General features: G+C 67.8%; 10 protein-coding genes. 7 read left to right on the top strand and 3 right to left on the bottom strand.

The genetic code is table 11. From position 1 onward, the window contains the following. The first annotated feature begins 41 nt into the window (after positions 1 to 41). The 6 genes from pip to KW83_RS21685 all read left to right on the top strand — a co-directional run bounded on the left by pip (position 42) and on the right by KW83_RS21685 (position 7,113). The gene (gene pip, locus KW83_RS02755; RefSeq protein ID WP_036174067.1) at positions 42 to 1,013 is read left to right on the top strand and encodes a prolyl aminopeptidase; all 972 of its coding nucleotides are present in this window, start codon (positions 42 to 44) and stop codon (positions 1,011 to 1,013) included. A 169-nt stretch (positions 1,014 to 1,182) separates the two neighbouring features. After that, positions 1,183 to 1,779, top strand: a complete 597-nt coding sequence (rimP, locus tag KW83_RS02750) for a ribosome maturation factor RimP (protein ID WP_036174064.1) — start codon at positions 1,183 to 1,185, stop codon at positions 1,777 to 1,779. 6 nt (positions 1,780 to 1,785) lie between these two features. Next, positions 1,786 to 3,402, top strand: a complete 1,617-nt coding sequence (gene nusA, locus KW83_RS02745; RefSeq protein WP_036174060.1) for a transcription termination factor NusA — start codon at positions 1,786 to 1,788, stop codon at positions 3,400 to 3,402. Positions 3,403 to 3,404: 2 nt separating this feature from the next. Continuing rightward, entirely contained in the window at positions 3,405 to 4,034 is a 630-nt protein-coding gene (locus KW83_RS02740; protein WP_036174057.1) for an RNA-binding protein, read from the top strand. Then, positions 4,034 to 6,517, top strand: coding sequence for a translation initiation factor IF-2 (infB, locus tag KW83_RS02735; RefSeq protein WP_036174054.1), 2,484 nt, complete (start codon positions 4,034 to 4,036; stop codon positions 6,515 to 6,517). Before KW83_RS02740 ends, infB begins: the two co-directional genes overlap by 1 nt. Before the next feature lie 464 nt (positions 6,518 to 6,981). Then, positions 6,982 to 7,113, top strand: a complete 132-nt coding sequence (locus KW83_RS21685; protein ID WP_268745524.1) for a hypothetical protein — start codon at positions 6,982 to 6,984, stop codon at positions 7,111 to 7,113. A 7-nt stretch (positions 7,114 to 7,120) separates the two neighbouring features. On the opposite strand, the gene KW83_RS02730 is transcribed toward KW83_RS21685, so the two are convergent. From KW83_RS02730 to KW83_RS02720, 3 genes are all read right to left on the bottom strand, one after another. Then, the gene (locus tag KW83_RS02730; protein WP_036174897.1) at positions 7,121 to 7,519 is read right to left on the bottom strand and encodes a (deoxy)nucleoside triphosphate pyrophosphohydrolase; all 399 of its coding nucleotides are present in this window, start codon (positions 7,517 to 7,519) and stop codon (positions 7,121 to 7,123) included. 442 nt (positions 7,520 to 7,961) lie between these two features. Continuing rightward, on the bottom strand, positions 7,962 to 9,179 hold the full coding sequence (gene argJ / locus KW83_RS02725) for a bifunctional glutamate N-acetyltransferase/amino-acid acetyltransferase ArgJ (RefSeq protein ID WP_036174051.1): 1,218 nt from the start codon (positions 9,177 to 9,179) through the stop codon (positions 7,962 to 7,964). A 1-nt stretch (position 9,180) separates the two neighbouring features. Further along, positions 9,181 to 10,008, bottom strand: a complete 828-nt coding sequence (locus KW83_RS02720; protein WP_036174049.1) for a peptidylprolyl isomerase — start codon at positions 10,006 to 10,008, stop codon at positions 9,181 to 9,183. Positions 10,009 to 10,173: 165 nt separating this feature from the next. On the opposite strand from KW83_RS02720, the gene secA reads away from it, so the two are divergent. Then, entirely contained in the window at positions 10,174 to 12,876 is a 2,703-nt protein-coding gene (secA, locus tag KW83_RS02715; RefSeq protein ID WP_036174046.1) for a preprotein translocase subunit SecA, read from the top strand. Positions 12,877 to 12,886: the final 10 nt, after the last annotated feature.

Raw genomic sequence — 12,886 nt, 5'->3', positions numbered from 1 at the left:
ACCCTCGCAAGGGCATGGTTCCCCAGCTATATAGAGCCGTCATGGACAAGGTGGCAGGTCAAAACAGCGCGGGGGCGTATCTCTATCCCCGGATCGACCCGTTCGACCAGCGGATGCTGGCCGTCGGCGACGGGCACAGCGTGTATCTGGAGCAATGCGGCAACCCCTCCGGCGTGCCGGTGGTGGTGCTCCATGGCGGTCCGGGGGGCGGATGCTCGCCGTCGATGCGGCGATACTTCGATCCGGACATCTACCGCGTCGTGCTGTTCGACCAGCGCGGGTGCGGCCGGTCCCGCCCCCATGCCAGCGTGGCGGACAACACCACATGGCACCTGGTCGCGGATATAGAATTGATCCGCCGGACGCTGGACATCGAGGCCTGGATGGTCTTCGGCGGCTCCTGGGGCGCGACGCTGGCGCTGATCTACGCCGAGGCCCATCCGGCGCGCGTGCGCCACCTGATCCTGCGCGGCGTGTTCCTGATGACCGAGGCGGAACTCGACTGGTTCTATGCCGGCGGGGCGGGGCGGTTCTGGCCCGATGTCTGGCGGCGCTTCGTCCAGATGATCCCGGAGGCAGAGCGCGGCGACCTGATCGCCGCCTATCACAAACGGCTGTTTTCGGGCGATATGATGACGGAGACACGGTTCGCGCGTGCCTGGGCGGGCTGGGAGAACACGCTTGCGTCCATCGACAACGACGGGCCGGCGGGGGAGAGTCCGGCGGATTACGCGCGCGCCTTCGCCCGGCTGGAGAACCACTACTTCACGCATCGCGGCTTTCTCGACCGGGACGGGCAGATCCTGGATGATATCGACCGGATCGCCGATGTGCCGGGCACGATCGTGCAGGGGCGCTACGACATGATCTGCCCGCCGGTGTCCGCCGACGCGCTGCACCGGGCCTGGCCCGCATCCCGGCTGGACCTGGTGCCGCGCGCGGGCCACGCGCTGAGCGAGCCGGGGATCAGCGCCGCGCTGGTGCGCGAGATGGACCGGCTGGCGAAGGGCTGAGCGGACGCTTGCACAGCCCGGCGAAATCGCCTAGATGATCCCCAACAGCGGCGCGCCGGGGTCCACACCCGGAGCCCACCGAACCGACCGCACGGGCCGCTGGCCCGTTTTTTTGTGCGAAACGGTCGTATGAAACCTGTAAGAACTTTGTAGGAGTTTCGTCGGAGTCATGTCGGATCTCATCGCCAAGGCCAGCATCGACCGCCGCCTCGCAGAGGTGGTGGCCCCCGTGATCGAGGATCTGGGATTCGAGCTGGTGCGCGTCCGCTATCAGGGCGGCAAGACGCCCACGGTGCAGATCATGGCCGACCGGCCCGACGGCGGGATAGAGGTGGACGACTGCGCGGTGATCTCCACCGCCGTGTCGGCCCATCTCGATGTGGAGGATCCGGTGGAGGATGCCTACAACCTTGAGGTCTCGTCTCCCGGGATCGACCGGCCGTTGACCCGGCTGAAGGATTTCGAGACCTGGGCCGGCTATGTCGCCAAGGTCGAGACGGACGAGACGATCGACGGGCGCCGCCGCTTCAAGGGCGTGCTGGCCGGCGTCGAGGGCTCCGAGGTGCTGATCGAGATCGAGGAGGGCACCGTGGGCCTGCAGTTCGACTGGCTGTCGGATGCCAAGCTGGTGCTGACCGACGACCTGATCCGGGACGTCCTGCGCGCGCGCAAGGACCGCGGCGAGATCGACGCCAGCCAGTTCGACGACGTGGAAACGATTATCGACAGCGAAGACGACGCGCGTCTTCCCGAACAGAAGGACTGAACCTGCATGGCCATCACCTCTGCCAACCAGCTTGAGCTGTTGCAGACCGCCGAAGCGGTCGCGCGCGAGAAGATGATCGACCCCGGCCTTGTCGTGGAGGCGATGGAGGAGTCGCTCGCCCGGGCGGCGAAGTCGCGCTACGGCGCCGAGATGGATATCCGCGTGTCGATCGACCGCAGGACCGGGCGGGCGACCTTTACCCGCGTGCGCACGGTGGTCGAGGACGAGGAGCTGGAGAATTACCAGGCGGAGATGACCGTCGAGACCGCGAAGCAGTACCTGGACAACCCGGCGGTCGGCGACACGCTGGTGGAGGAGGTCCCGCCGGTGGAGATGGGGCGCATCGCCGCGCAATCGGCCAAGCAGGTGATTCTGCAGAAGGTCCGCGAGGCCGAGCGCGACAAGCAGTTCGAGGAATTCAAGGACCGCGTCGGCCAGATCATCAACGTCATGGTCAAGCGCGAGGAATACGGCAATGTCATCGTCGACCTGAACCCCGGCGAGGGCGTGCTGCGCCGCAACGAGAAGATCGGCCGCGAGAGCTACCGCCCCAACGACCGGATCCGCGTCTACATCAAGGACGTGCGGCGCGAGCCGCGCGGCCCGCAGATCTTCCTCAGCCGGACCGCGCCCGAGTTCATGGCCGAGCTGTTCAAGATGGAGGTCCCCGAGATCTACGAGGGCATCATCGAGATCAAGGCCGTGGCCCGCGATCCCGGCAGCCGCGCCAAGATCGGGGTTATCTCCTATGATTCGTCCATCGACCCGGTGGGTGCCTGCGTCGGCATGCGCGGCTCCCGCGTGCAGGCCGTGGTCAACGAGCTGCAGGGCGAGAAGATCGACATCATCCCCTGGAACGAGGATCTGCCGACCTTCCTGGTGAACGCGCTGCAACCCGCCGAGGTGACCAAGGTGGTGCTGGACGAGGATGCCGAGCGCATCGAGGTGGTGGTTCCGGAAGAGCAGCTGAGCCTGGCCATCGGCCGGCGCGGCCAGAACGTGCGCCTGGCCAGCCAGCTCACCGGGCTGGACATCGACATCATGACCGAGGAAGAGGAATCCGCCCGCCGCCAGGCCGAGTTCGAGGAACGCACCAAGCTGTTCATGGACACGCTGGACCTGGACGAGTTCTTCGCCCAGCTGCTGGTGGCCGAGGGATTCACCAACCTGGACGAGGTGGCCTATGTGGAGCTGGACGAGCTGACCGTGATCGACGGGGTGGACGACGACACCGCGCAGGAACTCCAGGCCCGGGCCCGCGACTTCATCGAGGCCAAGAACAAGGCCGCGCTGGACCGCGCCCGCGAGCTGGGCGTAGAGGACAGCCTGGTTGAATTCGAGGGGCTCACCCCCCAGATGATCGAGGCGCTGGCCGCCGACGGCATCAAGACGCTTGAGGATTTCGCCACCTGCGCGGACTGGGAACTGGCCGGCGGCTGGACCACCGACAAGGGCGAGCGGGTCAAGGACGACGGCCTGCTGGAAGCGTTCGGCGTCGATCTGGAAGAGGCGCAGGCCATGGTGATGACCGCCCGCATCCAGCTGGGCTGGGTCGATCCTGCGGATCTGGAATCCGGCGAAGAGGCCGGGGAGACGGTCGAGACCGAGGAGGCACAAGCCTGATCGTGAGCCGCGGCACCCCCGGACCAGCGCCCGACGCGCCGGAGCGCAAGTGCCTTGTCACCGGCGAGGTCAGCCCCAGGCGCGGGCTGGTCCGCTTCGTGGCCGGGCCGGGGGACGTGGTCTTTCCGGACGTGGCGGGACGGCTTCCGGGCCGGGGGATGTATGTCTCTGCCGAGCGGCAGGCGCTGGAGACCGCGGTCGCGAAGCGGCTGTTTTCCCGCGGGGCGAAGCGGCAGGTGACGGTGCCGGACGGTCTGGTGGACGCGGTCGAGGCGGCGCTGGCGAAACGCTGCACCGACCGGCTGGGGATGGCCCGCAAGGCCGGGGCGGCCGTGTCGGGCTACGAGAAGGTCAAGGACTGGCTGGACAAGGACCGCTGCCGGATCCTGCTCCAGGCCTCGGACGGATCGGAGAGAGGCAAGTCGAAGCTGCACAGACCCGGCGGGCGGGGCAGCTTTTTCGACATTCTGACCGCGGATGAATTGGGTTTGTCCTTCGGTCGGGAACGTGTGATACATGCGGCGCTTGCCGCAGGCAGACTCGCTGAGGATTTCAGGGACGATGCCGTGCGGCTTTCAGGCGTTCGCATTCAGGAAGTTGGCGGCGACGCCGGAAAGGTGAATAAGACCTGATGAGTGATACTGACGGCAAGAAGACACTCGGCGTCCGCGGACCCCGTTCCGGCTCGGTGAAGCAGAGCTTCAGCCATGGGAGGACGAAGAACGTCGTGGTCGAGACCAAGCGCAAGCGCGTGGTGACGCCGAAGCCCGCCGCGCCCAAGACCTCCGACGGCGGCGGTTCCAAACCCGTGGGCGGCGATCCGCGGAAGCGGCCCGCAGGCATCACCGACGCCGAGCTGGAACGCCGGATGAAGGCGCTGACCGCCGCCAAGGCGCGCGAGGCCGACGAGGCCCGCGCGCGCGAGGCCGACGAGAAGTCCCGCGCCGAGGAGCGCGAGCGCCGCCGCGCCGAGATCGAACAGAAGGAGGCCGAGGAGCGCGAGCGCGAAGAGGCGCTGAAGGCCAAGGCCGAGGAGGACGCCAAGCGTCTGCGCGACGAGCAGGCCGCCAGGGCCAAGCCCGCCGCCCCGCAGCCGACCCCCGCCGACGTGGAGGCCAAGGCGCAGAAATCCGCCAAGCCCGCGCCGAACCGGTCCGACCGCGACACCCGCGACCAGGACGCGCGCACCGCCAAGCCCAAGGGCGCCGACGACAAGCGCCGCTCGGGCAAGCTGACCGTGAACCAGGCCCTGACCGGGGGCGAGGGCGGCCGCCAGCGGTCCATGGCGTCCATGAAGCGCCAGCAGGAGCGGGCGCGCAAGAAGGCGATGGGCCAGAGCCAGGACCGCGAGAAGGTCACCCGCGACGTGCAGTTGCCGGAGGCGATCGTCGTGTCCGAACTGGCCAACCGCATGGGCGAGAAAGTGTCCAACGTGGTCAAGTCGCTCATGCAGAGCGGCATGATGGTGACGCAGACCCAGACCATCGACGCGGACACGGCGGAACTGATCATCGAGGAATTCGGCCACAGGGTCGTCAGGGTGTCCGACGCGGACGTGGAGCAGGTGATCGAACAGACCGAGGACACGCCGGAAAAGCTGACGGACCGGGCACCGATCATCACGATCATGGGCCATGTGGACCACGGCAAGACCTCGATCCTGGACGCGATCCGCAATGCGCGGGTCACGGCCGGAGAGGCGGGCGGCATCACCCAGCATATCGGCGCCTATCAGGTGACGTCCGAAAGCGGGATGCCGCTGACCTTCCTGGACACGCCGGGCCACGCGGCCTTCACCTCCATGCGGGCCCGCGGCGCGCAGGTGACCGACATCGTGGTTCTGGTGGTCGCGGCGGACGATGCCGTGATGCCCCAGACGATCGAGGCCATCAACCACGCCAAGGCGGCGAAGGTGCCGATGATCGTGGCGATCAACAAGATCGACAAGCACGAGGCCAATGCCGACAAGGTGCGGACCGACCTGCTGCAGCATGAGGTCATCGTCGAGAAACTGTCCGGCGACGTGCAGGACGTGGAAGTGTCGGCGAAGACCGGAAAGGGGCTGGACAGCCTGCTGGAATCCATCGCGCTTCAGTCGGAGATCCTGGAGCTGAAGGCCAACCCGAACCGTTCCGCCAGCGGCGCGGTGATCGAGGCCAAGCTCGACGTCGGCCGCGGTCCGGTGGCCACGGTCCTGGTCCAGAACGGCACCCTGCGCCAGGGCGACATCTTCGTCGTCGGCGAGCAGTGGGGCAAGGTCCGCGCCCTGGAGAACGACAGGGGCGAGCGGGTCAAGGAGGCCGGACCGTCCGTTCCCGTGGAGGTTCTGGGCCTGAACGGCACACCCGAGGCGGGCGACGTGCTGAACGTCGTCGAGACCGAGGCCCAGGCCCGCGAGATCGCCGAGTATCGCCAGAAGGCGGCCAAGGACAAGCGCGCCGCCGCCGGTGCCGCCACCACGCTCGAACAGATGATGGCCAAGGCCAAGGCCGACGAGGACGTGGCCGAACTGCCGATCCTGGTGAAGGCCGACGTCCAGGGCTCTGCCGAGGCGATCGTCCAGGCGATGGAGAAGATCGGCAATGACGAGGTGCGGGTCCGCGTGCTCCATTACGGCGTCGGTGCGATCACCGAGACCGACGTGGGGCTGGCCGAGGCGTCGAACGCGCCGATCATCGGCTTCAACGTCCGCGCCAATGCAAGCGCGCGGAACACGGCGAACCAGAAGGGCGTCGAGATCCGCTATTACAGCGTGATCTACAACCTCGTGGACGATGTGACGGCGGCGGCCTCCGGCCTGCTGTCGGCCGAGGTGCGCGAGACCTTCATCGGCTATGCCGAGATCCGCGAGGTCTTCAAGGTGTCCAAGGTCGGCAACGTCGCCGGCTGTCTGGTGACCGAAGGGGTCGCGCGGCGCTCTGCCGGCGTGCGCCTGCTGCGCGACAACGTCGTGGTCCACGAGGGCACGCTGAAGACGCTGAAGCGGTTCAAGGACGAGGTGAACGAGGTCATTTCGGGCCAGGAGTGCGGCATGGCCTTCGAGAACTACGAAGACATCCGCAAGGGCGACGTGATCGAGATCTTTACCCGCGAGGAAGTCGAGCGCACGCTCTGATCCCCGTGGACCGAGGACCGGGTTCGCCCCACCGGCCGTTCGGTCCGGGGGTGCGGGCCGGGTGACCTCTGCCCGCGGGTGGGGGTCGTCCTGTCGCCTATGCCGGGCCGCGAGGCGGTCGCCGCTGCGCCCCGCACGGCCCGGAGGCGTCGCGGGTCCGCCATGCGCGCGACGCAGGCCGGCGCGTCTCTGTCGAAACACCTGCCGCGCGCCGGGTTTCCGGCGCTGCCCAAAGGGTCCGGTCGCGGGGAGCGTTCACGAAACCCGGCGGGAGTCTTCGCGGAAACACGGGTCTGTCCCGGTACCGGCGGATGACGGCCGATGACACCCGCCGCGCGTCGCGCGCCAGGCGGGTTTTTCGCAGGCAGGCGGGACTTCTTCACCGAACGGAAACCTTCCGGTGCGATCGTGCAGAGGCCCATCGGAATGGGCAGCCCTACCACCGCCAGGGATGAGAGACGACCATGACCCAGATCATCGCCAGGCTCTTCAGATCGTCGCCGCGCCCCGAGACCCGGCATCAGGTGCCGGAACGCGCGGCACGCTGTACGCGAGAAGATCTCGTCATGCTCTTCGCGGAAGATCTGTCGGCCTGAAACGGGGTCAGAGCCAGTCGCGCAGGACCGCGATCAGCGGCAGATCCGCCGGCGGCATCGGATAGGCGCGCATGTCGCGCGGACGGACCCATTTCAGGGTCTGGCCCTCCTTCGGGCGGGGCTGACCGGTCCATTTTCGGCAGGCGAAGAGCAGCATCAGCAGGTGGAACCCCTCATAGGCATGGCTGGCGAAGGTCAGGGGCGCCAGGCAACTCTCCCAGGTGCCGATGCCCAGCTCTTCGTCCAGTTCGCGGATCAGGGCCGTTTCGGGACGTTCGCCCGGCTCTACCTTTCCGCCGGGGAATTCCCACAGACCGGCCATGGACTTGCCGTCCGGCCGCTGGGCAAGCAGCACCCGCCCGTCCGGATCGATCAGCGCCACGGCGGAGACAAGGACCAGCGTCACCGGCGCGGCCCCGGGGCGCCGGCGTGGCGGGTCGCGGCTGGGGTCTGCGCCCGGTCCGCACGCGGCCCGGTCCGCCTTGCGCCGGTCCTGGGGCGGACGGTCCCATCTTCCGCACGGCCTGCGCATCGTGCGGTCCGGTCGGAACCGCCGGCCATGACGGGCGACCCCGACGGGACCGGGGAGCCGGGGCCGGGGCCGAAATACGGCGCGGTCGGGGACAGCCGCGATCGGTCCGGTGCGCAGGGAAAGAGGCGACACGCGGCAGCCGGCGGCGCGGCGTTCGCGATGTGCCGGGGCGATACTTCAGCGGTGGCCGACCTACGGCCCCGGCCGGCGCGCACCGTCCGGCGTGTGCCCCGCCGCAACAGAGGGCGGCACCGGGCCAGTCCGCCTGCACGGTCCGGACCCGACCTGCGGCGCCCGTCGGTGTCTGCGGACCCCATCAGGACCGGTAATCGGCGTTGATCTGGATATAGGCGTGGGTCAGGTCGCAGGTCCACATGGTGGCCGCTCCGGTGCCCAGGCCCAGATCCACGCCGATGACCAGCTCCTGCGCCTTCATGTAGGCGGCGCCCGCGGCTTCGGTGTAGTCGGGCGACACCCAGCCGTCGCGCGCCACCTCTATATCGCCGAAGCGGATCGCCAGGCTGTCGCGCTCGGCCCGGGCGCCGGACTTGCCGACGGCCATGACGACGCGGCCCCAGTTCGGGTCCTCTCCGGCGATGGCGGTCTTGACCAGGGGAGAATTGGCCACGGAGGCGGCGACCTTGCGGGCGTCGCGGTCGGTTTCGGCGCCGGTCACGCGGATCTCGACGAACTTCGTGGCCCCTTCGCCGTCGCGCACGACCTGATGGGCCAGGTCCAGCATGACGGCATGGAGCGCGTCCTCGAACGCGCCGCCGCGCGCCGTGACGGCGGAGGAGCGTCCGGTGGCGGCCAGCAGAAGGGTGTCCGAGGTCGACGTGTCGCCATCCACGGTGATGCAGTTGAAGGTCCGGTCGGTCAGCTCCGCCAGCATCGGCTGCAAAAGCGGGCGGGCGATGGCCGCGTCGGTGAAGATATAGACCAGCATCGTCGCCATGTCCGGCGCGATCATGCCGGAGCCCTTGGCGATGCCGGCGATGTTCACCTGCCGGCCGTCGATCGTCACGGTCCGTCCGGCGCCCTTGGGAAACGTGTCGGTGGTCATGATGGCGCGGGCGGCGGCGTCGATGCCGCCGGGGGACAGGTCCGCGGCCAGCGCGTCGAGCGCCGCGGTGATCCGGTCGTCGGGCAAGCGCTCACCGATGACGCCGGTGGACGAGGTGAACACCCGCGGCCGGGGCGTGCCTGTGGCCCGAGAGACCCCGTCGCAGATCCGCGCCACGGACGCGTCGCCCGCCCTGCCGGTAAAGGCGTTGGAATTGCCCGAATTGACCAGAAAGGCCGCCGGGCCGTCCATGTCCGCAGCGATCTTGGCCTCACAATCCCGCACCGCGCCGGAGCGCGTGGCCGAACGGGTGAACACACCCGCGACGGTGGTGCCGGGCTCCATCAGCGCAAGCATGACATCGGTGCGGCCGGCATAGCGCACGCCGGCGGCGGCCGTGGCGAAGCGCACGCCCGGCACCGCCGGAAGATCGGGGAACCGGGCGGGCGCCAGCGGCGAGCGGGCCGCCATGTCAGTCGAGCAGCGAGGTGTCGCGCAGCAGCGCCGGGTCGATCTGGGTCTCGGGCCGGGTGATCTCGGCCCCGTCCATGGCGTCGCTCACGATGGTCTCGATGGCGTCGAGCTGGAGCTGCCCCTCGATCTCGCCGCGCACTTCGTCGAGCGGCGGCGGGGTCGTCTCGCGCGTGTCGTTGAGCTTGATGACGTGCCAGCCGAACTGGGTCTGGACCGGTTCGGAAATGGCGCCGGGTTCCATCTCCTGCACCGCGTCGGCGAATTCGGCGACCATCGCGTCGGGCAGGAACCAGCCCAGGTCGCCTCCCGACGGACCCGACGGGCCGGTCGAGTTCGCCTTGGCGAGTTCGGCGAAATCCGCGCCGTCCTCCAACTCTGCAATCAGCGACCGGGCCTCTTCCTCCGTTTCGACCAGGATATGCGAGGCGTTGTATTCCGTCGCCGGCTCGGCATTGCCGTAGGCCTCTTCGTAGGCGGCCTGCACGTCCTCTTCGGTCACCGCCTCGGCGGCACGGGCTTCGACCACCTCGGCGGCCAGGAGGGCGCGGCGCTCATTCTCCATGACCAGCTCACCCTCTGGCGACAGACCGTCGGCCTTCGTGCTCAGGGCGGTCTGCTGTTCGAGCTGCTCCAGGATGCCGTCGAACAGGGTCTGGTCGTCCAGGCTCTGATACTGTTCCGGCAGGCGTTCGCGCATGGCGATCATGTGACCCAGGGTAATGTCGGTGCCGTCGACCGTAGCGACGACGGTCGAGGCGTCCTGGGCCGCGGCCGGCAGGGCCAGGACCAGGGCAGCCGCGGCCGTCAGCGTGCGGAGTTTCGTCATCGTGAAGTTCCTTTCCTGCACCGGCCCGGGGCCAGCGTTGACAGTTCTCGGGCTGCCCCTTACATCGCCAAAAGCCTCTGAAGGGGCCGTATCTTGCCGCCTTCCTATTCGGCGCCGACCGACCGGGCAAGCGATCCCCCTCACACGAAGTTGTCAGGAGTGACTATGCTGGGTCTGGGTACCGCCGCACGGAAGATCTTCGGGTCGCCGAACGATCGCAAGATCAAATCCACCCGGGCGATGATCGAACGGATCAACGCGCTGGAGCCGGAAACCGAAGCGCTGTCGGACGATGAGATCCGGGGCCGCACGGAGGTTCTGCGCGCCCGGCTCGCGGAGGGCGAGACGTTGGACGCCATCCTGCCCGAGGCCTTCGCCACCTGCCGCGAGGCGGCGCGCCGGACGCTGGGACTGCGTGCCTTCGACGTGCAGCTGATGGGCGGGATCTTCCTGCATCAGGGCAACATCTCTGAGATGAAGACCGGCGAGGGCAAGACGCTGGTGGCCACGTTTCCCGCCTATCTCAACGGCTTGACCGGCAAGGGCGTGCATGTCGTCACGGTGAACGACTATCTGGCGCGGCGGGACGCGGACTGGATGGGCAAGGTGTTCGCCGCGCTGGGCATGACCACCGGCGTCGTCTATCCCCAGCAGCCGGAGGCCGAGAAACGCGCCGCCTATGCCTGCGACGTGACCTATGCGACCAACAACGAGCTGGGCTTCGACTACCTGCGCGACAACATGAAATCCGACCTCAAGGAGATGATGCAGCGCGGGCACAACTACGCCATCGTGGACGAGGTCGACTCGATCCTGGTGGACGAGGCGCGGACGCCGCTGATCATTTCCGGCCCCAGCCAGGACCGCTCCGAGCTTTACCGCACCATCGACGAGATCATCCCCGGCCTGTCGGACGAGCACTACACGCTGGATGAGAAGACCCGCAACGTGACCTACACGGACGAGGGCAACGAGTTTCTCGAACAGACGTTGCTGGCCGCCGGCGTTTTGCCGGAGGGCCAGTCGCTCTACGATCCCGAATCGACCACCATCGTGCACCACGTGAACCAGGGGTTGCGTGCCCACAAGCTGTTCCAGAAGGACAAGGACTACATCGTGCGCGACGGGCAGGTGGTCCTGATCGACGAGTTCACCGGCCGGATGATGGCCGGGCGGCGCCTGTCGGACGGTCTGCACCAGGCCATAGAGGCCAAGGAGGGCGCCGACATCCAGCCCGAGAACGTGACCCTGGCGAGCGTGACGTTCCAGAACTACTTCCGCCTCTACGACAAGCTCAGCGGCATGACCGGCACCGCGCTGACCGAGGAGGAGGAATTCAACGAGATCTACGGGCTTGGCGTGGTGGAGGTGCCGACCAACCGGCCCATCGCCCGCGTGGACGAGCACGACGCCGTCTACCGCACCACGCGTGAGAAATACGACGCGATCGTGGCCGAGATCCGCAAGGCCAACGAAAAGGGCCAGCCCATCCTGGTCGGCACCACGTCCATCGAGAAGTCCGAGTTCCTGTCGGAGCTTCTGAAAAAGGAGGACGTGCCGCACAACGTGCTGAACGCCCGCCAGCACGAACAGGAGGCCCAGATCGTCGCCGATGCCGGCAAGCCCGGCGCGGTGACCATCGCCACCAACATGGCCGGCCGCGGCACCGACATCCAGCTGGGCGGCAATGTCGACATGAAGGTGATGCAGGCGCTGGACGACGACCCCGACGCAGACCCCGAGGAGGTGCGCCAGCGGATCGCCGAAGAGACCGCCGCCGACAAGGAGACGGTCAAGACGGCGGGGGGGCTGTTCGTGCTGGCCACCGAGCGGCACGAGAGCCGGCGTATCGACAACCAGCTGCGCGGACGCTCCGGCCGGCAGGGCGATCCGGGACGCTCGGCGTTCTTTCTGAGCCTCGAGGACGACCTGATGCGCATCTTCGGGTCCGAGCGGCTGGAAAACGTGCTTCAGAAGCTGGGGATGCAGGAGGGCGAGGCGATCATCCATCCTTGGGTGAACAAGAGCCTGGAGCGCGCGCAGGCCAAGGTCGAGGGGCGCAACTTCGACATCCGCAAGCAATTGCTGAAGTTCGACGATGTGCAGAACGACCAGCGCAAGGTGATCTTCGGCCAGCGGCGCGAGATCATGGAGGCCGACGACCTGGCGGAGATCGCCCAGGACATGCGCCATCAGGTGATCGACGATCTGGTGGACGCGCATATCCCCGCCAAGAGCTATGCCGACCAGTGGGACGGCGAGGGACTCTACGTCGCGGTTCTGGAGGGGCTGAACCTGGATCTGCCGATCAAGGACTGGGTGGAAGAGGACGGCGTGGACGATCAGGTGATCCGCGAGCGCCTCTATGCCAAGTCGGACGAATACATGGCCGCGAAGGCCGCGCAGTTCGGCCCCGAGAACATGCGCCAGATCGAAAAGCAGATGCTGCTGCAGACCATCGACGGCAAATGGCGCGAGCATCTGCTGATGCTGGAGCACCTGCGCTCGGTCGTTGGATTCCGCGGCTATGCCCAGCGCGACCCGCTGAACGAGTACAAGAACGAAGCGTTCCAGATGTTCGAATCCATGCTTGATTCGCTCCGCGCGGAGGTGACGCAGAAGCTGGCCCAGATCCGGCCCCTCACCGACGAGGAGCAAAAGCAGATGGTCGCCCAGATCAAGGCGCAGCGCGCCCAGATCCAGGCCCGGGCGGAGCCATCCCCGAAACAGGGCGAAGCGGAGGCCGAGGCGGCGGCCCCCGGTTTCGTGGAGGCGGACCCCGAGACCTGGGGCAATCCGGGGCGCAACGATGTCTGCCCCTGCGGCTCCGGCAAGAAATTCAAGCATTGCCACGGCCAGCTGGTGTGAGCCGTCCGGC

It is taken from the genome of Palleronia rufa (assembly GCF_000743715.1).
GTDB lineage: Bacteria > Pseudomonadota > Alphaproteobacteria > Rhodobacterales > Rhodobacteraceae > Palleronia > Palleronia rufa.
Note: the sequence above shows the minus strand (reverse complement) of the source record. Positions and strands in the feature narration are given on the sequence as shown.